Origin of the sequence: Thiomonas sp. FB-Cd, assembly GCF_000733775.1 — a bacterium.
In the GTDB taxonomy this organism is placed as follows: domain Bacteria; phylum Pseudomonadota; class Gammaproteobacteria; order Burkholderiales; family Burkholderiaceae_C; genus Thiomonas_A.
The window spans coordinates 1,162,825-1,184,669 of the sequence record NZ_JPOE01000005.1 but is presented as its reverse complement, the minus strand read 5'-3'; the positions used below and the strand labels follow the sequence as shown (position 1 = coordinate 1,184,669).

The following is a 21,845-nucleotide window of genomic DNA, read 5'->3' as shown; positions in this document are numbered from 1 at the left end:
GTGTGGACAATTTACACGGAAAACGCATAGCATGTGAGGCATGCAGGTCAAGCGCGCCTATCGCTTTCGCTTCGACCCGACGCCCGAGCAAGTTGACGCACTGGCTCGAACCTTCGGGTGCGCACGCTTCGCTTACAACCACATGCTGCGACTGCGCAGCGACGCCTGGATGCAGCGCCAGGAGCGCGTGGGCTACCACGAAACCTCCGCCGCGCTGACCATGCTCAAGAAGACGCCCGAGCATGCGTGGCTGAACGAAGTCAGCAGCGTGCCCGTGCAGCAGGCGCTGCGGCACCTGAACACCGCGTTCTCGAACTTCTTCGCCAAGCGAGCCCGGTACCCGTCCTTCAAGCGCAAGGACGGGCCGCAGGCGGCCGAGTACACCACCAGCGCATTCCGATGGGACGCGGGCCGGCGCGAGTTGCGTCTGGCGAAGATGGACACGCCGCTGGACATCCGCTGGTCGCGCACCTTACCCAAGGTGGCCAAGCTCACGACCGTGACCATCTCGCGCGACACTGCGGGGCGGTACTTCGCCGCGCTGCTGTGCGACGACGTGGTCACGTCCAGGAAGGCCGCATCCGGCCAGGTCGGCATCGACCTGGGGCTCACCCACTTCGCGATCCTCTCGAATGGCGAGAAGATCGCATCCCCCAAGGCCTTTCGCAAGAACGAATCTGGACTTGCGAAATGGCAGCGCCGCATGGCGCGAGCCAAGCTCGGCTCGAAGAACCGGGCGAAGTTGAAGTTGAAAGTTGCTGCGCTGCATGCGCACATCACGGACGCGCGCAGGGACTTCCTGCACAAGCTCTCGACCCGACTGATCAGCGAAAACCAAGTGATCGCCGTCGAGACGCTGTCCGTGTCGAACATGCAGCGCAACCGCAGCCTGGCGAAATCGATCAGCGACGCAAGCTGGGCGGAGTTTGTCAGGCAGCTCGAGTACAAAGCGCAGTGGTACGGGCGCACATTGATCGGCATCGATCGCTGGTATCCATCCAGCAAGCGATGCTCCGTGTGCGGCCACACCAAGACGACGATGCCGCTGTCCGTGCGCACCTGGGCTTGCCCAGAGTGTGGCACGACCCACGACCGCGACATCAACGCCGCGCGCAACGTCTTGGCCGCAGGACTTGCGGTGTCAGCCCATGGAGAGGCTGTAAGTCCCGTCTCGCTGTAAAGCGGCATGGGCTGGACTCTGTGAAGTGGGAATCTCCTCCCTTTAGGGAGGGGAGCAGTCAAGAAGCCATCCTGATTCAACGCAACGCACGCGCTGGCGATGTCGCGCATCTAAGCGTTGCGGAATATCGATCTCACACACAAGGCTAATGCGGTGACAGGTGCGCTGTCTCATGCGACGAATGGAGGCTGGCGGTCCTGCCAGAGGCTTCTCGGTGTCGGCAGCATGGTCGAGGTGAGCCGTGAGGACGTCGCGCAGGGGTCGTCGAGTGCATTCGAGCGAGGCAGGCGCCGCCACTGACTCTCGAAGTTGCTCACGTTGGGTCGGCCTCGACGGCGCGCGACGCATGCTCGGCGGTCACGCCTGAGGTGGCATGCTCACGCAGTGCGCGGATCGTCGATTCCTCGCCGCGCACGCGGAACACGGCACCCGTTTCGTCTGCGCTTTCGGCCAGCACTTCGCAGTTCGCGTAGATCTCTCGGCGCAGTTGCTGCGCTGACCACGGCACGAGCAGCTCGGCCTCGATCAGGTCCGTCTGGAAAAATGCCACAATGATCGAGTGCAATTTCGCAACGTCGTCAGCGCAGCGCGCGCTCATCACGACGCACGAGGGGTACTTGGTGCGCATTTCGCGTGCGAATTCCAACTGCGCCTGCGTGTCGCCGACGTGGTCAATCTTGTTGAATACTCGAATGCGCGGCACGTCCTGCGCACCGATTTCGGCCAGCACGTCGTCCGTCACCTGGCGCTGGCGTTCGAATCCGGGATCGCTGGCGTCGATCACGTGCAGCAGCAACGACGCGTCCAGCGCTTCGTCCAGCGTGGACTTGAACGACTCGACCAATCCGTGCGGGAGGTTCTTGATGAACCCCACGGTATCGCTGACCAGCACACGCGGCACGCTCTCGGGTTGGAGCATGCGCACCGTGGTGTCCAGGGTCGCGAACAGTTTGTTGGCCACCAGCACCTCGCTGCCGGTGAGTGCGCGCATCAGCGTGGATTTGCCCGCGTTCGTGTAACCCACCAATGCCACGCTTGCCACGCCCTGGCCTTGCTGGCGGCGCGCGCGCTGGGTCTGGCGCTCGGTGCCCATGGCGTTGATTTCCATTTGCAGCTCCGCGATGCGGTCGCGGATCTTGCGCCGATCCAGCTCGGTGTGCGACTCGCCGGCACCTCGGCCGCCGGTGCCGCTTCGTTGCCGGCCTTGCGGCCCGGCCAGCTTGGCCGCTTCGCGAAGCCGCGGCGCCATGTATCCCAGGCGCGCAATCTCGACCTGGGCGCGGGCGGCACGCGAGCGCGCGTGGCGATGGAAGATCTCGAGTATGACCATGGTCCGGTCCATCACCTCGCATCCCACGTCCTTCTCCAGATTGCGCGCCTGGGAAGGCGAGATTTCGTGATCGATCAGCAGCACCTGGACGCCGTCGAATTCCGGGTTCGTCGCGTGGCCCGGCGGATCGTCATGCCTGGTGTTGGCGTGGCTTTCGACATAGGCACGCACTTCGTCGCGCTTGCCCGCGCCGAGATACGCCGTCGTGTCGAAGCTGGCGCGCTTCTGGATGAAAGTCTGCACGACCCGGTAGCCCAGGGTCTTGGCCAGTTCCCGCAGCTCGGCGAGCGAGGACTCGAAATCGGCATCGCTCACATCGGGCGTCTGTACCGCGGCGACGACGGCGTCGAGCGGCTTCTCCTGGGTGTCGGGCTGCATGGGGTCCTGGCGTGGCAAAGGGAACATCGCATCGTACGGGCATGAAGCCGCCGGGTCGGCGGCGGCCGATCTCAGGCGAATCCAAGACGGCGGCCCTCGTGCCTGAATGTCGAGTCGGGAGAAACCTGCAGTCGGCCAAGGCGATTGGTCGTGGCCCAGCGTAAATTGTTGGCGAATGACCGCAATTTGGAGCACATATCAAGGAGGGCCCATGCACCATATCCTTGTCTATTCCGATTCGCTGTCCTGGGGCATCATTCCCACGACACGAAAGCGTCTCGCCTTCGAAGAGCGTTGGCCAGGTGTCATGGAGATTTCGCTCGGTTCGTCCGCGAAGAAGGTACGCGTCATTGAGGACTGCCTCAACGGTCGTCGCACGGTTTGGGACGATCCGTTTAAACCTGGACGAAACGGTCTTGCCGGGTTGGCTCAACGAATCGAGATTCACTCGCCGCTTGACGTTGTCGTCCTTATGCTCGGAACCAACGACTTCCAGTCCATGCACGAGCACAACGCATGGCATTCCTCCCAAGGCATACTGGCGCTTGTATCCGCCGTCCGCACTGCGCCAATCGAGCCAGGCATGCCCGTGCCACAAATCCTTGTGATTGCACCGCCGCCCATCCGAACGCCGAAAGGACCGATTGCGCCAAAATTTACGGGTGGCGAAGTCAAGTGCATGGGGTTGGCCGCCGCCTACCGTGCGGTGTGCGAAGAAGTCGGTTGCCATTTCTTCGATGCTGGAGGCGTCATCACGTCAAGCAACGTCGATGGAGTGCATCTTGACCTTGAGCAGCATTTGGCGCTTGGTCATGCGGTGGCCGAAGTTGTTAAGCCGCTGCTCTTGACGAGCTTGCCCTCTTAGAGCAGCGACGTTGAGGGATGAACTCTCCCGCCACTAAGCGCCTGACGGCGCTGTAGTGGGGGTTTCGCGGGTCAAGGACCTGGACTTGCCACGTTGCCGTGGCAGAGGTTTGGGTCTCGCCGCCACGCCCGTTCCAGGCGTGTTTGCGTCGATGAGCACCACCAACGCGCTGTTCTGGTCGCGTTGCATGACGTGACCGCAGTGCGGACACGCATGCTCGCGCTGCGCCAACGTCTTGGGCACGATCTCCCAACAGGCTGAGCAGCGCTGCGACGGTTTGAGTTGGCGCGTGTTACTCAGGTGCAGTCGCGTGCCAGCTTCTTCCGCTTTGTACGCGAGCATCTGATGCGCCATGCCGAACGCTGCCGAGAGCATTTCTCGGTTGAGTCCGGACTTCTGCCTCACGCGCCGCCCCGGTGTCTCCACCGTACCTCGGGCGCTGCGACTCATGGTCTTCGGAGCCAGTTGCTCCGTCGCCAGCACTGCGCATTGCTGCACCATCCTGGTCGTTTCCTTGTGCACGAAGTCCCGGCGCAAATTGCCGATGCGATCGTGCAGCTTGGCGATCCGACGCCCGAGCCTCTTGAAACGCAACGACCCGTTGCGCTTTCTGGCGCGTTCGCGCTGCAATGCCGCAAGGTGCGGCAGTTCCTCGCGCACCCAGCGCGGGTTGGCGATGGTCTGTCCATCGTCGAACGTGGCCCAGTCGGTGACGCCGAAGTCCACACCCCGGCGCTGCTCCTCGGTGCGCTGGCGTGCACAGGCGGCGTCCGGCACGCGCAGCGTCACCGACACGAACCACTGGCCGCCGCGGCGCGTCAGCGTGATGTCGTTGGGCTTGGCATCCGGCCCGAAGCGGTGACGCCCGCGCGCCCGGATGGACATGGCGGCCTCGCCGCTGCCGATACGCAGCGTCGCGCCACGGCCGCCGTGCTGCATGAGCTTCCATCCCGACGGGTCTGGATACGCGAAGCCCGAGAACCGCTTCGCTGCCTTGAAACGCGGAAAGCCGGGCGTCTGCCCGGCTTGGACCCGGCGAAAGAACGCCTGGAAGGCCAGGTCGAGGCGGCGCAGCGTCTGCTGCAAGGCATGACTGCCGAGTTCGTTGAACTCAGGCCGATCTGCCTTGATCTGCGGTAGGACGTTTTGTTGGTCGTAGTAGGAGACATGCTTGCCGGCCTTGCGCCAGGCATCGATGCGTTCTTCGAGCGCCGCGTTGTACAACTCGCAGTGCAGCCGCGTCCACGCCTCCAGCCGCGCCATCTGCGCGGCATTGGGATACAGCTTGAGCGTGACTTTGCGCCGTTGCATGCTGGTATTTTATCCAGCATGGCGAGGAACAACAAGCGAAACCCGCCCGCTTGACCCCTCCTGCCCGGACGGCTTCGCCTGAGCGACGCTGTGCGTCGGGCCGGGCGAGGAAGGGGAATGCGCGGGCACATGTTCAATCAATAAATCACAAATGCGGCCGTTCGCGTGGGATTGGACCCGCGTTCGGCCACATTGACACCGACAACAGGCCTTCACAGGCTGTGTTCGTCTGTGCGCGCTGCGGGGCCACGGACAACGCCGACGCCAACGCATCCCGTGTGATTGCCCAGCGCGGCGTGATTCGGATTTTCTCTGGCGCGTACCGGGAGCCAGATCGCAAGTGCACGATGCGCCTGCCCCAGGAACAGCGAGGGCCGGAACAGTCCGATGTCACGCCTGCGGAGACAAAGTGCAGTCGCGGCGCTGGAAGCAGCCCCACGGTCGGGTCAACGAAGGACACCCCTCGCGCGCGACAACGCCATGCGTTTAGCGGCGGGAGAGTTCATCTCAGCGCTGGCAATAGGAGCGCGAAATACCGCCACAGAGCGCTATGGTCTTGGCGGCCGACTCCGGTCTGAGCCACGCCACCGACTTTCGGATCAGTCGCAGGACCGCTCCCCGTGCACGACACGCGTGCCGGTGTCATGTTGGGCTGCCCAACCTACACTTTGTGGGTGAAGAAGCCGTGGAGCGTGGACAGGTCCATGCCCGTTGGCGGGAACCCAGCCTTGCAGGAGCCCACCGTGGAGGCGGTCCGAAACAACAAGGGGGTCAATGGCAACGGGCACGGCCTACGGCAAGGAAAAACCAGGCCCGCCGGATTTCAACATGGGCCTACTTACTTCTTCTTGCGCGGCTCAGGAACCAATGGTGTCAGGGGGACACTGCCAGCGGGAAGAACGATTGGCTTGTCCTTCTTGGGCTTCTTCGCTTCTTTGTTGCCGCGCTGATGACCTTTAGGCATGATAAACCTCCAAAATAGCAGCCCGCGAATGCGGATCCAGTCGAACAAGTGTAGGCGTAGCAGGACGAACCATGAGGCGATCGCAAAGAAATAAATCATCGCGATCCTCAAGTTTGCAGGGAACCTTGGGATGGGCCCCGAGCATTGACTGTGCATGGATGGTGATCCAGTGTTCTGTTCCCCATGCCCAAGTCAGGCTTTCGGCGCATGCGCGACCATGCGCAGCGCTACGCCGACATCAGCCGGGCGCTGGGGCACTTTGACGATCCTGGGGAGGTAATCTGCCCCCGGAATTTTGGGGCCGTCTGAACTTTGAGATGATGCCTCCCACCGACAAGGAAGGATTGGCGAGGAAGCGCGGGTTCAGTGAAGAGAAGATGGTGTCGATCCTCCGCGAGAGGCGACTGCGAGCCCATGGGCACGTTCGCCCTGCGCAAAGCCTGGCGGGCGAACCGGCGCCATTTGCCATTTGCAATGCCGGGCGGCCGGAGCCCGCGAATGCGCCCGACCCTATGGGCGACCCCGAAGGTGTTGCCCCCAGCCATCGGCATGTGCTGAGGCAAGACCATCGCGCTCGGACTTAAGTACAGCATTCCTGACAGTGCGTTGCTGGCTTGCGTTGCGTGCAGATTCAGATCTCCCTGTATTGGCGTCGCCTGCGCGCATCCTCGTCCATACGCTGATCCGGTGCCTGGTCGTGCACCGCGTCGCGAAGCCGAACCCGGTAGCCCTACCGAGGGGAATGCTTCGATGCCTGCTCAAACCATTTCGCCGGCTCGGGGGTATAAGTGTCGAGCGCCTGGGCCGTGCCACTGCCCCGTCAAGGCCAGAACGCGCTGTCAAGGGACAAGCCCGCCGCCCGGCAAGATTTCGAAACCACCATGTGACACGCGTAAATAAGTATGTCGTGTGTGCGGTAGCGTACTGTTTGAACGGCTGTTCTGCCGTAACTCTTAACCGATACCAAACACCTCATCTCGGAGTTCCATCAGGTTGGGCCGCTTGAGGTGGATAGACCCAATCCAGGCACGATCAATCCAGTTGGATTGCCGTCGTGGCTTTCCGACAGTGCGACGAAGGAACCGAGTCAACACGATGCGCGCCTTTCCAGAACGCCCACGGAGACCAAGTGGAGGCCGTCAATGAGCAGATCTCGGACCGTCAAGCCAGGTTCATGCCGCAACTTGAGTCATTTGCGTCCCGACGTGCATTTGCTGTCGAATGATGAATACCACGTCATGCTCACAAGCTCCGGTGGTGGCTACAGCCGATGGAAGGATCTTGCTGTTACCCGCTGGCGCGACGATGCAACCAGCGATCACTGGGGACCGTTTTGCTATATCCGCGATCTCGCGAGTGGGCAGGTTTGGTCGACGACGTATCAGCCGACGTTGAAACGGGGAGATGTCTACGAAACGGTGTTCTCGGAAGGGCTGGCAATCGTGCGCCGGCTTGATCATGGCATAAGCATCGAAATGGAAATTGCGGTCTCGCCGTTCGATGACGTGGAGCTCCGCAGAATCAGGATCAGCAACCAATCGCTCGGCAAGAGAGCGATTGAAATCACAAGTTATGCGGAAATCGTGCTTACGTCGAATGCAGCGGATTCCACGCATCCTGCATTTGAAAAGCTGTTCGTAGAAACGGAAATCTTGCCTGCACAGCAAGCCGTCTTGTGCACCCGCCGGGTGAGCAGTGCCAGGGACCACCCGGCATCGGCGTTTCACCTGCTGCAGGCATCGAAACCGGCTTTGGGGGGTGTGTCTTACAACACGGACCGCGCGGACTTCATCGGACGCGGACGCACCGTGGAGCATCCGCAAGCCATGGACCATGCCGCAATGCTTTCGGGGCGCTCCGGCTCGGTGCTCGATGCGGCCGTGTCGATTCGTTATCCGCTTGAGCTTGAACCTGGTGAAACCGTTGTCGTGCGTTGGCTTTGCGGCGTGGCGCAAACACGCAAAGTCTGCCTGCAAGACATCGAGCGATATCGGAGTGGAGCCGCTGCTGACCAAATTCTTGTGGACGCGGCAAAGCGCGGACGCGAAACCCTGCATCGGCTGGCTATGAGCGAAGGCGATGTGCAGTTGTATGCGGGGCTTGCCAGTTCGCTGATTTATGCCAACGCATCCATGCGTGCAGGCCCGGGCATCATCGCGAGCAACAACCAGGGACAATCGGCACTATGGGCGCATTCGATTTCTGGCGATTTGCCGATCGCGCTGTTGCAGGTGAAGTGCCCGTCGCAGGGTGATGTGGTCAGAGAGTTCGTTCAGGCCCATGCGTATTGGCGATGGCATGGCCTGAAGGTGGACACGGTCTTTCTGTGTGAAAGTGACCGCGGTACCGTGAGCCTGGCGGATCTGCAGGCGCTGCTCCTGCGTTCGAGCAGTGCTTGCAACACGGCTGAATTGATGAATCAACCGGGCGGGCTATGGTTGCGAGACGCCAAAGACGTGTCCCCGTCAGACCGCGTCCTTTTGCAAACGGCGTCGCGCATCGTGATGCACGATGGCGACGGCTCTTTGTCGCAGCAGCTCGCCCGCCGAAGTGCGACCAAAGCTCCAGCGCCATCCGCGGCCGATCGTCATGCGGGCAATGCCGACGACGCGACAAAGCCTTCGCTACCGGCGCCTGCGCACGATCTGTTGCTCATGGACTGCGGCTTGGGCGGGTTCAGCGCCGATGGGCGTGAGTACGTCATCACGGTCAAGCCGGGGCAGATGACGCCCGCGCCGTGGATCAATGTGCTGGCGAATCCGTCATTCGGCAGTCTCATTTCGGAGAGCGGCAGCGCAAACACCTGGAGCGAGAACGCACAGACATATCGCCTCACCCCGTGGTCGAACGATCCTGTTGGCGATGCCAACACCGAGGCGTATTACATCCGCGACGAAGACAATGGCCAGTTCTGGTCCCCCACGTTGCTGCCCACGCCAGGAGCCGCACCCTACGTGACACGGCACGGCTTCGGCTACAGCGTGTTTGGGCACAGCGAGCATGGCATCGACTCGGAACTCATCGTGTATGTGGCCATCGACGCACCGATCAAATTCGCCGCGCTGAAGCTGCACAACACATCGACCGTGGTTCGACGGCTCTCGGTGACGGCCTATGTGGAGTGGGTGCTGGGCGATGAGCATGCGAAAACCCGCATGTTTGTGGGAACAGCAATCGCTGCTGGCAGCGGCGCGATATTCGCCCGCAACCCCTACAACACCGATTTCGCGGGCCGGGTTGCATTTCTGGATGTTGACGGCATCGCCAAAGCCACCGTATGTGGTGACCGCCAGGCCTTTCTCGGGCGCAACGGCACTCTGCGCAATCCAGCTGCCATGTCACAACCGCTGCTCGGCGGAGCCGTCGGCTTCGCGCTCGACCCATGCGCGGCCATCCGTGTGCCGCAGACATTGGCCCCGGGGCAAACCTGCGAGCTCATTTTCCGACTCGGTGCGGCCGAGAGTGATGCGGTGGCCGCCAGTCTTGTGCACCGCTGGCGTGGAGCCGCCGCAGCGCACGATGCGCTCGATGCGGTGAAGCAGCACTGGGCGCTGACGCTGGGCGCCGTGCAGGTGGAAACACCCGACCCAGCGCTGGATGTCCTCGTCAACGGCTGGCTGGTCTATCAGGTGCTTGCTTGCCGCCTCTGGGGGCGCACGGCGTTTTATCAGTCAAGTGGAGCCTTCGGCTTTCGTGATCAATTGCAGGATGTGATGGCCTTGGTTCATGCCACCCCTGACTTGGTGCGCGAGCACTTGCTGCGCAGTGCCTCCCGGCAGTTTCCCGAAGGCGATGTTCAGCACTGGTGGCATCCACCGGCAGGCCGCGGCATCCGCACGCGCTGCTCGGATGACGCCCTTTGGCTCCCGCTGGCGACATGTCGCTATGTCGAGGTCACGGGTGACCACGCTGTGCTGGATGTCATCGTGCCATTCATCGACGGCGCGGCCCTCAAGCCTGATGCGGTGTCCGACTACGCATTGCCCACAAGGTCCGAGCAAACGGCAAGTCTGTACACCCATTGCGTGCGTGCCATTGAGCATGGCTCGCGCTTCGGCGAGCATGGCTTGCCGCTCATGGGCTCGGGTGACTGGAACGACGGGATGAATCTGGTGGGCGTGCGTGGGAAGGGCGAAAGCGTATGGCTCGGCTTCTTCCTGCACACCGTTCTCTCACAGTTCGGCGATATCGCGCGGCGGCGTGGTGACGCCAAATTCGCCAGCCATTGCGCAAGCGAGGCCACGCGTCTGCGCGATGCTATCGAACAACAATGCTGGGACGGAGACTGGTACCGTCGTGGTTGGTTCGATGACGGCTCACCGCTTGGCACGTCGAGCAATGCCGAGTGTCAGATCGACTCCATCGCTCAAAGCTGGGCCGTGTTGTCTGGGGCAGCGCAAGCGACGCGCGCGCGGCGCGCCATGCACGCTGTGGATACCCGGCTCGTGCGTCGCGACGCCGCCTTGATCGAGCTGCTGGCCCCGCCCTTCAATCACTCTGACCCGAGCCCCGGCTACATCCAGGGCTATGTCGGCGGTGTGCGCGAAAACGGTGGCCAGTACACGCACGGCGCGGTCTGGGTGGCCATGGCGTGTGCCGCGCTTGGTGATGCCGATCGGGCCTGGGAGCTGTTCAACATGCTCAATCCCATTCAGCATGCCAACTCGCCAAAGGCCATTGCGGTCTACAAAACAGAACCTTATGTCATGGCCTCTGACGTCTACGCCTGCGCACCCCACATTGGCCGTGGCGGATGGACCTGGTACACGGGTTCGGCCGGTTGGATGTACCGCTTCATCGTCGAATCGCTGCTCGGTCTGCAACGCGTGGGCAACCGGCTGCGCTTCGCTCCCCGCATGCCGCAAAGCTGGACTTCATTCAAGGTGCATTACCGCTATCTGAAAACAACCTATCACATCACGCTGAAAAAGGCGGCTGCGAGCGAAGGCGAGCCAAGGTTGTCCCTCGACGGGGTTGATCGACCAGGAGTAGTCCTTGTATTGCTTGATGATGGTCTGGAACACAGGGTCAGCGTGCAATGTCCAACTCAGGAAGAACCCCACTAGACAAGGAGTATCACCATGCAAATCGGCATGATTGGACTGGGACGCATGGGCGCGAACATGACCCGCCGGCTCATGCGCGCGGGCCACAGCTGCGTCGTCCACGACAAGCGAGCAGACGCCATGGAGCCACTTGAGGAGGAGGGCGCTCAGGGCGCAAAGACTCTGCGGCAGTTGGTCAAGGCGCTGGCCAAGCCGCGGACCATCTGGCTGATGGTGCCAGCAGCCGTCGTTGACGACACGCTGGACGCACTGACCCCGCTGCTTGACAGGCGCGACATCGTGATCGATGGCGGCAACTCCTACTACCGCGACGACATACGTCGCGCGAGCACATTGCATGCGTTGGGCCTGCACTATGTCGATGTTGGCACCAGTGGTGGCGTAGCGGGCTTGGAACGCGGCTATTGCCTGATGATTGGTGGTGAGGCGGCGACCGTCAAACACCTTGATCCCTTGTTTGTAGCCCTGGCCCCCGGTGCCGGCACCGCCGTGCCGACGCCGGGGCGCAGAGCCGATGCCGGCAGCGCCGACCAGGGCTATTTGCACTGTGGGCTGCATGGCGCAGGGCATTTCGTCAAGATGGTTCACAACGGCATTGAGTACGGCGTCATGGCCGCGTATGCCGAGGGGCTGAATATTTTGCGCAACGCCAACGTGGGTCAACGGGCCGACGTTGTCAATGCCGAAACCACCCCGCTGCGCGATCCCGCCATGTACCAGTTCGACATGAACCTGCCTGAGATCACGGAAGTCTGGCGGCGGGGCAGTGTGATCGGATCGTGGCTGCTTGATCTCACTGCCACGGCGTTGGCCGCCGATCCCGCCTTGCACAGCTTTCAGGGCCATGTCTCGGACTCCGGCGAAGGTCGTTGGACGATTCAGGCCGCGATTGACGAAGCGGTGCCGGCGCCGGTGCTGAGTGCCGCGCTCTACGCCCGTTTCAGCTCGCGCAATCAGGCGGATTTCGCCAACCGCGTGCTGTCCTCCATGCGACATGAATTCGGCGGTCACGTCGAACCCAAGCCGGATTCACCAAAGGCGAAGTCCTGACATGCATGATGACCCTTCTCCCGCCTCAGCCCAGCAGTCGGATGCGCTGGTGGTGTTTGGCGCCACCGGTGATCTCGCCGACAAGATGATTTTTCCGGCGCTCTATGCCATGCGAAAGAGCGGCTCACTGAATGGGTCCGTTATCGGCGTGGCCTCTTCGCCCTGGACGCTTGAGCAATTGCGTGCCCATGCGAAGCAAAGCATCGAGCGCGCTGGCGCCGTGGACGATGCGCCCGCACTGGCCCAAACCCTCTCTCAAATTCAATACGTCAGTGGTGATTACAACGACGCGGGCACCTACGCCAGACTCAAACAGGCACTTGGTGCCGCCCAGCGGCCAGCCCACTATCTGGCCATTCCCCCCGCGCTGTTTGCCACGGTCATACAAGGGCTGAGCAAATCGGGTCTGGCTGCGCAGGGGCGTGTCATCGTCGAGAAGCCATTCGGCCGCGACCTGGCCTCGGCGCGCGAACTCAACCGTGTCGCCTCCGACGCCTTTCCCAGCGAGGCCATCTTCCGCATTGATCACTTCCTGGGCAAGGGGGCGATCATGAACATCCTTTATTTTCGCTTCGCCAATGCCTTTCTCGAACCGATCTGGAACCGCCAGCATGTGGCAAGTGTGCAAATCACGCTTGCCGAGGCTTTTGGCGTCCTTGGACGCGGAAAGTTCTATGAGAGCGCCGGATGCCTGCGCGACGTTATCCAGAACCACCTCTTTCAGATTGCAGCCCTGCTGGCGATGGAGCCACCCACAAGGCGCGACTTCGCGGCCGTCAACGCCGAAAAGCTCAAGATCTTCAAGGCGATGCGTCCCTTGCACCCTGCCGACATGGTGCGCGGCCAGTACGCGGGTTATCGAGATGAGCCGCAGGTCGCGAGGGATTCGGATGTTGAGACCTATTGCGCGATGCGTCTGCACATCGCCTCCAAACGCTGGGCCGGCGTGCCCTGGTATTTGCGGGCTGGCAAGCAGCTGCCAGTGACCAGCTGCGAGGTGCTGATTCGTTTGCAGCCGCCTTCCCAGGCGCTGTTCGCCGACGCCGTGGCAAGCGGCGTGCAGACCAATTACCTGCGCTTCCAGCTATCGCCCACGTCGATGATCGCACTCGCCGCCCGCGTCAAACGCCCTGGCAAGGGCTATGAGGGCGATCAACGCGAACTGACCCTGGCTGAAGATGACGCCGGTGAAGAAACGCCCTATGAGCGCCTGCTCACCGATGCCATGTCTGGCGACAACGCCTTGTTCACCAGCGAAGAAACCGTGGAGGCTGCCTGGGCCGTGGTTGAGCCGGTTCTCTCCAAACACCCGCGTGCCCTGGCCTACCCGACTGGCAGCTGGGGGCCAGACCAGGCCGACCGCTTGATTGCAGCCGACGGCGGCTGGTCCAACCCTGAAGCGGTGATGCCATGACCTCGGATATCGTTTTCTTGCTGGACGTGGACAACACGCTACTCGACAACGACCGTGTCATCCACGATCTCAGGCAGCACCTGGAGCGCACTTTCGGCCACGTCAGCGCTGAGCGCTACTGGGCACTCTTCGAGCAATTGCGCAGCGAACTCGGCTATGCCGACTACCTGGGCGCCTTGCAGCTCTACCGCATGGATGAGCTAAGCGATGCGCAGAGCGATCCGCGGCTTCTCGAAATGTCCACTTTTCTCATCGACTATCCCTTCGCCGAGCGGCTCTATGCCGGGGCGCTCGGCGTCATCAAGCGACTCCAGACATTGGGCACGACGGTGGTGCTGACCGATGGCGACGTTGTGTTCCAGCCGCGCAAGGTGCAGCGCTCCGGCCTGTGGCGCGCCGTCGAAGGCCGCGTGCTCATCTATCTCCACAAGGAACGCATGCTCCACCCGATGCAGGAACGCTTCCCGGCGCAACACTATGTCATGGTGGACGACAAGCTGCGCATTCTTGCCGCCATGAAGCAAGGCCTCGGCGCACGCCTGACGACCATATTTGCACGCCAGGGCCATTACGCCACCGACCCGACCAACATTGCGAATTATCCGCAGGCCGACATCAGCCTCGACTGCATCGGTGATTTGCTGGCCATCGATCTCCCCACGTTGTTGGGGCAAAAATCAACCAGTCGTTCAAAAGAGGAATTGCCATGAATCCCACACAGGAATTGCACGACCTCGGCCAAAGCATATGGCTCGACAACATCACGCGAGAGTTGCTCGCCAGCGGTACGCTGGCACGCTATATCCGCGACTTGCATGTGACTGGCCTGACCTCGAACCCGACCATCTTCGAGCACGCCATCGGCCACTCCACGGCCTACGACGCCGCAATTCGCCGCCAGACCGGCACAGGCAAGTCGGACGGCAGCCTGTTTTTTGAGTTGGCGCTGGAAGACCTGACCCAGGCGGCCGACTTGTTCCGCCCCACCTTCGATGCCAGCGCCGGGGTGGATGGCTGGGTCTCGCTGGAAGTGTCTCCCCTGTTGGCCCATGACGCCGCGAACACCATCAAGGAAGCGATCGAACTGCATGCGCGCGCCAATCGGCCCAACCTGTTCATCAAAATTCCGGGTACCGTCGAAGGTTTGGTGGCGTTTGAAGCGTGCATCTTTGCCGGCACTCCCGTCAATGTCACGCTGCTGTTCTCGTGCAATCAATACCTGGCTGCGGCGGAGGCCTATTTGCGAGGCATCGAGCGGCGCATCGAGGCGGGGCGCGATCCCAATGTCGGCTCGGTCGCGTCCCTCTTCATCAGTCGCTGGGATGTCGCGGTGAAAGACGCCGTTCCACCGCGGTTGCGCAACCGCCTCGGCATTGCGGTGGCCATGCAAACGTACCAAGCGTATTGCGCCTTGCTCGGCACGCCCCGTTGGCAGAAGTTGGCTGCGGCTGGTGCCCGCGCGCAGCGCGTGCTTTGGGCCAGCACGGGCACCAAGGACCCGCAGGCACCCGACACCCTGTATGTCGAGGCCCTGGCAGCGCCACTCACCATCAACACCGCACCAGAAAAGACGCTGCTTGCCTTCGCCGACCACGGCCAAGTTAAGCACATGCTGCCTCCGGATGGAGGCGCAGCAGAGGCTGTGCTTGCAGACTTCGGCCGCGAGGGCATCGACCTCGAGGCACTGGCCGAGCGCCTGCAGCGCGAAGGCGCTGAGGCGTTTGTTGCATCGTGGCGTCAGCTCTTGCAGGCAATCGGCACCAAAGCAGCGCGTCTTGCGCAGGTCAGCACGTCATGAACCGCACAGAGCCTTCGCGTTCGCCGAGCTTGCTGCACCCGCACCCATCGGCACCACCGCTGAGCCAGCTTCCTGCGTGGCAGGCGCTCATCGATCACCACCGCAGCATGGCTTCGCGGCACCTGCGCCAGTTTTTCGTTGATGATCCGCAGCGCGGCGAACGCCTGCAGGTCGAAGCCGCCGGGCTTTATTTCGACTATTCCAAAAACCGGATCACCGACGAAACGCTTGCCTTGCTGCTTGAGCTGGCCGAGCAATGTCGCGTGCGCGAGCGCAGGGACGCCATGTTCCGTGGCGACCCGATCAACGCGACCGAGAAGCGTGCAGCGCTGCATACGGCGCTGCGCGCGCCAGCTGACGAGCGCATTGTCGTGGACGGCATCAACGTCGTGCCCGAGGTCCACGCCGTACTCGACCGTATGGCGAATTTTGCGAGGCGCATTCGCAGTGGCGAATGGCGGGGCCATACCGGCAAGCCCATACGCAATGTGATCAACATCGGCATTGGAGGCTCGGATCTCGGCCCGGTGATGGCTTGCGAAGCCTTGCGCCACTACAGCCAGGCCGGTTTGCACTTGGGCTTCGTCTCCAATATCGATCCCACCGATCTGGTCGCAGCGACCCGAGGTCTGGATGCCGGCGAAACCCTCTTCATCATTTGCTCCAAGAGTTTCCGAACCTTCGACACGCTGACCAACGCACACGCGGCGCGCGCCTGGAACCTGGCGCAACTCGGGAATGAGCGCGCCATTGCCAGCCATTTTGTCGCCGTGTCGACGAACGCCGAAGCGGTTGCCGCGTTTGGCATCGATCCCGCCCATATGTTTGCCTTATGGGACTGGGTTGGTGGTCGCTACTCGATGGATTCGGCCATCGGCCTCATCACCATGGTTGCCGTCGGGCCAGAGCACTTTCGAGCAATGCTGGACGGCTTTCGCGCCATGGACCAGCATTTTCACAGCACACCGCTGTCCCGCAACATGCCCGTGCTGCTTGGTTTGCTGGCCATTTGGAACAACAACTTCCTTGGCGCCGAGACGCTCGCCGTGCTGCCCTACGGCCACGATCTCAAGCGCTTTCCTGCCTACCTGCAGCAGTTGACGATGGAAAGCAATGGCAAGCATGTCACCGCATCCGGGCAAGCCGTGAGCTGCTCCACGTCGCCCATTGTTTGGGGAGAACCGGGGACCAATGGCCAGCACTCGTTTTTCCAGCTTCTGCATCAGGGAACCCGGCTGGTGGCGTGTGATTTCATCGGCTTCTCCCACAGCCAAAACCCGCTGGGCGACCAGCACGACGTATTGATGGCCAATCTGTTTGCGCAGAGCGAGGCCCTGGCGTTTGGCAAAACGGCGCAGGCGCTTTTGGCTGAAGGCGTGACTGAAGCACAGGTCGCGCAACGGGTGTGCGAGGGCAACCGACCTAGCAATACCTTGCTGGCCGAGCGACTGACACCACACACACTCGGAGCCCTGGTGGCGCTGTACGAACACAGTGTCTTCACGCAAGGGGTCATCTGGAATATCGATTCGTTTGACCAGTGGGGTGTCGAACTGGGCAAGGTTCTGGCTCAGCGCATCGTGACGGAGTTGGCCGACACCAGCCATGCCCCCCTGACCCATGACAGCTCGACGAACACCCTCATACGGCGTTACGAACGCCAACGTAAGGAGTCATCATGACATCAGGCGACGACCAGGCGCTGTATTTGCTGCCATTCGACCACCGACATTCCTACCTCACCGGGATGTTTCACTTCAAGCCGCCCCTGACCACGCAGCAGCACGCAGACGTCTGCGACAGCAAGCAGCTCATTTATGAAGGCTTTCAGCTGGCCCTGGAGGCGGGTGTGCCGCGCGATGCGGCGGGCATCTTGGTCGACGAAGAATTTGGCAGCGCCATCTTGCGAGATGCGCACCAGCGCGGTTTCATCACCGCGCTGTCTACCGAGAGCAGTGGCTCGGAGGAGTTCAGGTTCGAATACGGCGACGACTTTGCCCGTCATATCGAAGTCTTCGATCCGACGTTTGCCAAGGTGCTGGTGCGCTACAACCCCGAGGGCGACCATGCGATGAACTTGCGCCAGGCGCAACGCCTGAAGCAACTGTCCGATGTCTGCCAGGCCAACGAGCGCCGCTTCATGTTCGAACTGCTGGTGCCAGCGACCGAGCAACAACTTGCCGGGCTGAAGGGCGACCGTGCAGCGTATGACCTCACGATGCGCCCCAAGCTCATGGTCGAAGCGATCCATGCCTTGCAAGACGCCGGGATTGAGCCCGACGTGTGGAAGATCGAGGGACTCGCCGAGCGTGACGATTGCGTCGGGATAGTCGACGCGGTGCGGCGCGGTGGGCGCAGCACGGTCAGTTGCATCGTGCTTGGCCGTGGTGCGGACGAAGCCAGCGTACGCAGTTGGCTTGCGACGGCTGCCGGCGTGCCAGGGTTCATCGGATTCGCCGTGGGCCGCACCAGCTTTTGGGATGCGGTTGCCGCTTACCGCACGGGGACCCTGACGCGCGTGGCGGCGGCAGCACAAATTGCCGGACGCCTACGCGAGTGGGTTGATATTTTCGAGCGTGGACGCATGGCGCGCGCCATGCCAGGAGTGGCCTCATGAACCAGCGTGCGCAGAGCACTCTCCCCGCCGATCGCAACGAGGCGCCGACTCCGGCGCAGCTCGATCAGCTCTGTATCAACACGCTGCGTGCGCTGTCCATCGACGCCGTGCAAAGGGCAAACTCCGGCCACCCCGGTACGCCATTGGATGCAGCACCCGCCGCTTACTGCCTGTGGCAGCGTTTTCTGCGCTACGACCCGAACGCGCCCGACTGGCCAAACCGCGACCGCTTCGTGCTCTCAGCGGGCCATGCCTCGGCGCTGCTCTACAGCCTCTTGTTGCTGTGCCGGGTGAAGCCGCAGGGCGCGCTCGGCAGCGAGACGGAGGCCGAGCCGTTCGGCAAGGCCGTCACCATGGACGCGCTGCAGCACTTTCGCCAAGCGGGAAGTTGCTGCACCGGTCACCCGGAATTCGGTGCCGCGACCGGCGTCGAGACCACGACCGGGCCGCTTGGCCAGGGCGCGGCGACCAGCGTTGGCATGGCAATGGCGTCAGCTTGGCTTGCAGCCACCTACAACCGCCCAGGCTTCGCGCTGTTCGATCACAACGTCTACACCTTGTGCGGCGACGGCGACATGATGGAGGGCATCAGCAGCGAGGCGGCATCACTGGCCGGTCATTTGAAGCTCGCCAATTTGTGCTGGATCTACGACGACAACCACATCAGCATTGAGGGCTCGACCGCCATCACCTTCACGGAGGACGTTGGCGCGCGCTTCGAAGCCTACGGCTGGCAGGTTGTGCAGGTGGCGGACGCGAACGACCTCGACGCGCTGACGCACGGCTTGCAGCGCTTCATCAACACCGATGACCGCCCGACGATGATCATCGTGCAAAGCCACATTGGTTACGGCGCGCCTCACAAGCAAGACACCAAGGAAGCCCACGGGGAACCGCTTGGCATCGCAGAGGTGCGGCTTGCCAAAGAGTTTTTCGGCTTCGACCCGGACGTGCAATTTGCGGTTCCGGATGGAGTGACTGAGCACTTCAGCGCGCACTTCGGCACGCGTGGCGCCAGGACCCATGCCGATTGGACGACGTTATTCAACGCGTATCGGCGTCAGTATCCCGATCTGGCATTGCAATTCGAGCGCATGCAGCAGCGTGCCTTACCCGACGGCTGGGACAGATCGCTGCCGAGTTTCGCGGCGGATTCCACGGGCATCGCCACGCGGGACGCTTCGGGCAAGGTGCTCAATGCCATTGCCGCGCACATGCCTTGGCTGCTCGGGGGCGCGGCCGACTTGTCACCATCGACCAAAACCCATCTGAGCTTTGACTTTGCAGGCGACTTCGAGCCACCTGCTGGTCATGAAGACAGGGCGCATTCCTATGCCGGGCGCAACCTTCATTTCGGCGTTCGCGAACATGCAATGTGCGCTGTGGCGAGCGGCCTGTCGCTGTCGAAACTGCGTGCCTTCGCCGCCAGCTTCCTTGTCTTCACCGACTACTGCCGGGGCTCCATTCGGCTCAGCGCGATGATGGGGCTTCCGCTGATCTACATCTGGACGCACGACTCCATCATCATGGGCGAAGACGGACCGACGCACCAGCCCGTCGAGCAGCTGGCCTCGTTTCGGGCGATGCCCGGCATGGTGCTGCTGCGCCCGGCTGACGCCAATGAAGTGGTCGAGGCGTGGAAGGTCATCATGCACATGACGGACCGGCCGGTCAGCCTGGTGCTGACACGCCAGGCGCTTCCCACACTCGACCGCAGCCGCTACGCCAGCGCCTCCGGGCTCGCGCGAGGTGCCTATGTGCTGGCCGACACGGCTGATGGAAAGCCGGACGTACTGCTGCTGGCGACGGGAAGCGAAGTGGCGTTGTGCGTTGCCGCGCGTGAAGAATTGATGCGTGACGGCATACAGGCCCGCGTCGTCAGCATGCCATCGTGGGAGCTGTTCGAGGCGCAATCCGGGGCATACCGCGATAGCGTTTTGCCGCCAGCGGTGACGGCGCGTGTATCCGTCGAGGCGGCATCGCCGCTGGGCTGGGAGCGCTATGCTGGACAACACGGCGCCATTCTCGGCATGCGTACGTTTGGCTTGTCGGCGCCGGGCAAAATCGCCCAAGCGCTTTTTGGCTTTGACGTCGCGCATGTCGTGGCGGCCGCCAGGCAGCAACTGGCGCGCCGGCCATCATCCGAGTCAGGAGCACGACCATGAGCACCCACATAAGCCCGCTTGCGGGCAAGGCAGCGCCTGTCGAATCGCTGGTCGATGTGCCAAAGCTCGTGACAGCGTATTACGTCAACATCCCCGATCCAACGGTCGCAGCGCAGCGCGTGACCTTCGGCACTTCGGGGCACCGTGGTTCGGCCTTTGACGCTTCGTTCAACGAAGCGCATGTCCTCACCATCACGCAGGCCATATGCCAATACCGCAAGGCGCATGCCATCAATGGGCCGCTGTTCTTGGGAATCGACACGCATGCGTTATCCGAGCCAGCATGCGCAAGTGCGCTGGAAGTTCTGGCTGCCAATGGCGTCGAGGTGATGCTGGCATTGAACGATGAATACACGCCGACGCCGGCCATTTCGCATGCGATCCTGACCCACAACCGTGGCCGCAGCACAGGGCTGGCCGACGGGATTGTGGTGACGCCGTCGCACAACCCGCCGCGCGATGGCGGCTTTAAATACAACCCGCCCAATGGCGGCCCCGCCGGTCAGGACATCACCGACTGGATTGGCGCTGCGGCCAACCGCCTTCTCGAAAAGAGCCTTGATGGTGTGAAGCGCATGCTGCACACCAAGGCCCTGCGTGCAGCGACCACGCGTCGGCATGATTTTCTCGGCGCCTATGTCGGCGATCTTGGAAGCGTCATTGATATGCACGTGATTCGCAGCGCCAAGATCCACATGGGCGTCGACCCGCTGGGCGGCGCGGGCGCTCACTATTGGGCCCGCATCGCGGAGCGCTACAAGCTCGATTTGGAAGTGGTCAGCGAGATCGTCGACCCGACCTTTCGCTTCATGACTCTGGACTGGGACGGGCAGATTCGAATGGACCCGTCATCGAAATACGCGATGCAACGCTTGCTCGCGATGAAGGACCGCTTCGACATCGCCTTTGCCTGCGATACCGACCACGACCGCCACGGCATCGTCACTCCCACCGCTGGCTTGCTCATGCCGAATCACTATCTTTCGGTCGCAATCGATTACCTGTTTCGGCATCGGCCGCAATGGAGCGCGCAGGCTGCCGTTGGCAAGACCGTTGTCAGCACGCGCTTGATCGACCAGATCACAGCCCGACTTGGTCGTACCCTCGACGAAGTGCCCGTCGGGTTCAAATGGTTCTCCAAAGGCCTGCTGGACGGTACGCTGGGCTTTGCAGGCGAGGAAAGCGCAGGCGCTGCATTTTTACGCCGCGACGGCACGGTCTGGACCACTGACAAGGATGGCCTGACGGCGGCGCTTCTTTCTGCCGAAATCACCGCCCGCACGGGCCACGATCCCGGCGCCCTGTATAAGGAATTGGCCAGGGCCTTCGGCAATCCTCCGCTGGCTGACAGAGTGGAAGCGCCGGCCACAGCGCTGCAGAAAAAGCAGTTGGCTGCATTGACGCCGCAACAGATCGCCTCAACCGAACTGGCTGGAGAAAAAATCGAGAACATCCTCAACAAGGCGCCCGGCAACGATGCACCGATTGGCGGCATCAAGGTTGTGGCCAGCAGCGGCTGGTTTGCGGCGCGGCCGTCGGGCACGGAAGACATTTACAAAATTTATGCCGAGAGCACTCAGGGCCCAGAGCACTTGCAGCGCATTCTCCAAGAAGCGCAACGCATTGTGGATGCTGCCATTGCGCCAGTGGCCCCGAGGGCCGCAGCAGTAACGAGCCAAACCGGCTGAATGGTGCCGGCATCTTGTC

General features: G+C 62.3%; 15 protein-coding genes. 12 read left to right on the top strand and 3 right to left on the bottom strand.

Translation table 11 applies throughout. From position 1 onward, the window contains the following. Positions 1-40 precede the first annotated feature (40 nt). A complete protein-coding gene (locus CD04_RS0119270; RefSeq protein WP_031409747.1) occupies positions 41-1,180 on the top strand; it encodes an RNA-guided endonuclease TnpB family protein in 1,140 nt (379 codons plus the stop codon). 313 nt (positions 1,181-1,493) lie between these two features. On the opposite strand, the gene hflX is transcribed toward CD04_RS0119270, so the two are convergent. Next, positions 1,494-2,888, bottom strand: coding sequence for a GTPase HflX (hflX, locus tag CD04_RS0119265; protein WP_051849529.1), 1,395 nt, complete (start codon positions 2,886-2,888; stop codon positions 1,494-1,496). A 211-nt stretch (positions 2,889-3,099) separates the two neighbouring features. Here hflX and CD04_RS0119260 point away from each other — a divergent pair, with 211 nt between their 5' ends. After that, on the top strand, positions 3,100-3,753 hold the full coding sequence (locus CD04_RS0119260) for an SGNH/GDSL hydrolase family protein (RefSeq protein ID WP_031409743.1): 654 nt from the start codon (positions 3,100-3,102) through the stop codon (positions 3,751-3,753). A 33-nt stretch (positions 3,754-3,786) separates the two neighbouring features. Here the strand turns inward: CD04_RS0119260 and CD04_RS0119255 are convergent, their stop codons facing one another. After that, on the bottom strand, positions 3,787-5,064 hold the full coding sequence (locus CD04_RS0119255; protein ID WP_031409741.1) for an RNA-guided endonuclease TnpB family protein: 1,278 nt from the start codon (positions 5,062-5,064) through the stop codon (positions 3,787-3,789). A gap of 50 nt (positions 5,065-5,114) precedes the next feature. Between CD04_RS0119255 and CD04_RS25380 the strand changes: the two genes are divergently transcribed. Further along, positions 5,115-5,642, top strand: coding sequence for a zinc ribbon domain-containing protein (locus CD04_RS25380; RefSeq protein WP_369792858.1), 528 nt, complete (start codon positions 5,115-5,117; stop codon positions 5,640-5,642). Positions 5,643-5,902: 260 nt separating this feature from the next. Here CD04_RS25380 and CD04_RS0119250 read toward each other — a convergent pair whose 3' ends face one another. After that, positions 5,903-6,127 carry a hypothetical protein gene (locus CD04_RS0119250; RefSeq protein ID WP_031409739.1) on the bottom strand — a complete coding sequence of 75 codons (225 nt, stop codon included), beginning with the start codon at positions 6,125-6,127 and terminating at the stop codon, positions 5,903-5,905. Positions 6,128-7,170: 1,043 nt separating this feature from the next. Here CD04_RS0119250 and CD04_RS0119235 point away from each other — a divergent pair. From CD04_RS0119235 to pgm, 9 genes are read left to right on the top strand one after another with little or no spacing between them, the layout of a single operon-like run. Continuing rightward, the gene (locus tag CD04_RS0119235; RefSeq protein ID WP_081858092.1) at positions 7,171-11,094 is read left to right on the top strand and encodes a GH36-type glycosyl hydrolase domain-containing protein; all 3,924 of its coding nucleotides are present in this window, start codon (positions 7,171-7,173) and stop codon (positions 11,092-11,094) included. Positions 11,095-11,109: 15 nt separating this feature from the next. Continuing rightward, complete coding sequence (gene gnd / locus CD04_RS0119230) at positions 11,110-12,144, top strand: phosphogluconate dehydrogenase (NAD(+)-dependent, decarboxylating) (RefSeq protein ID WP_031409733.1); 1,035 nt, start codon at positions 11,110-11,112, stop codon at positions 12,142-12,144. Position 12,145: 1 nt separating this feature from the next. Further along, positions 12,146-13,558, top strand: coding sequence for a glucose-6-phosphate dehydrogenase (gene zwf / locus CD04_RS0119225; RefSeq protein WP_031409731.1), 1,413 nt, complete (start codon positions 12,146-12,148; stop codon positions 13,556-13,558). Next, positions 13,555-14,268, top strand: a complete 714-nt coding sequence (locus CD04_RS0119220) for an HAD family hydrolase (RefSeq protein WP_031409729.1) — start codon at positions 13,555-13,557, stop codon at positions 14,266-14,268. Before zwf ends, CD04_RS0119220 begins: the two co-directional genes overlap by 4 nt. Next, positions 14,265-15,356: a transaldolase gene (tal, locus tag CD04_RS0119215; RefSeq protein ID WP_031409727.1), complete on the top strand. Its 1,092-nt coding sequence runs from the start codon at positions 14,265-14,267 to the stop codon at positions 15,354-15,356. Before CD04_RS0119220 ends, tal begins: the two co-directional genes overlap by 4 nt. Further along, complete coding sequence (pgi, locus tag CD04_RS0119210) at positions 15,353-17,038, top strand: glucose-6-phosphate isomerase (RefSeq protein WP_051849446.1); 1,686 nt, start codon at positions 15,353-15,355, stop codon at positions 17,036-17,038. The genes tal and pgi overlap by 4 nt, the downstream gene beginning before the upstream one ends. After that, entirely contained in the window at positions 17,035-17,973 is a 939-nt protein-coding gene (locus tag CD04_RS0119205; RefSeq protein WP_031409723.1) for a 2-deoxy-5-keto-D-gluconate 6-phosphate aldolase domain-containing protein, read from the top strand. The genes pgi and CD04_RS0119205 overlap by 4 nt, the downstream gene beginning before the upstream one ends. Beyond that, a complete protein-coding gene (tkt, locus tag CD04_RS0119200) occupies positions 17,970-20,138 on the top strand; it encodes a transketolase (protein WP_051849445.1) in 2,169 nt (722 codons plus the stop codon). Before CD04_RS0119205 ends, tkt begins: the two co-directional genes overlap by 4 nt. Further along, positions 20,135-21,826 (top strand): phosphoglucomutase (alpha-D-glucose-1,6-bisphosphate-dependent), encoded by a 1,692-nt coding sequence (pgm, locus tag CD04_RS0119195; RefSeq protein WP_038168573.1) that lies wholly within the window; start codon positions 20,135-20,137, stop codon positions 21,824-21,826. The genes tkt and pgm overlap by 4 nt, the downstream gene beginning before the upstream one ends. Positions 21,827-21,845 lie beyond the last annotated feature (19 nt).

Coding starts and splice junctions, on each gene's coding strand:
- CD04_RS0119270 (WP_031409747.1), top strand. CDS start 41: ATGCAGGTCAAGCGCGCCTATCGCTTTCGCTTCGACCCGACGCCCGAG.
- hflX (WP_051849529.1), bottom strand. CDS start 2,888: ATGCAGCCCGACACCCAGGAGAAGCCGCTCGACGCCGTCGTCGCCGCG.
- CD04_RS0119260 (WP_031409743.1), top strand. CDS start 3,100: ATGCACCATATCCTTGTCTATTCCGATTCGCTGTCCTGGGGCATCATT.
- CD04_RS0119255 (WP_031409741.1), bottom strand. CDS start 5,064: ATGCAACGGCGCAAAGTCACGCTCAAGCTGTATCCCAATGCCGCGCAG.
- CD04_RS0119250 (WP_031409739.1), bottom strand. CDS start 6,127: ATGATTTATTTCTTTGCGATCGCCTCATGGTTCGTCCTGCTACGCCTA.
- CD04_RS0119235 (WP_081858092.1), top strand. CDS start 7,171: ATGAGCAGATCTCGGACCGTCAAGCCAGGTTCATGCCGCAACTTGAGT.
- gnd (WP_031409733.1), top strand. CDS start 11,110: ATGCAAATCGGCATGATTGGACTGGGACGCATGGGCGCGAACATGACC.
- zwf (WP_031409731.1), top strand. CDS start 12,146: ATGCATGATGACCCTTCTCCCGCCTCAGCCCAGCAGTCGGATGCGCTG.
- CD04_RS0119220 (WP_031409729.1), top strand. CDS start 13,555: ATGACCTCGGATATCGTTTTCTTGCTGGACGTGGACAACACGCTACTC.
- tal (WP_031409727.1), top strand. CDS start 14,265: ATGAATCCCACACAGGAATTGCACGACCTCGGCCAAAGCATATGGCTC.
- pgi (WP_051849446.1), top strand. CDS start 15,353: ATGAACCGCACAGAGCCTTCGCGTTCGCCGAGCTTGCTGCACCCGCAC.
- CD04_RS0119205 (WP_031409723.1), top strand. CDS start 17,035: ATGACATCAGGCGACGACCAGGCGCTGTATTTGCTGCCATTCGACCAC.
- tkt (WP_051849445.1), top strand. CDS start 17,970: ATGAACCAGCGTGCGCAGAGCACTCTCCCCGCCGATCGCAACGAGGCG.
- pgm (WP_038168573.1), top strand. CDS start 20,135: ATGAGCACCCACATAAGCCCGCTTGCGGGCAAGGCAGCGCCTGTCGAA.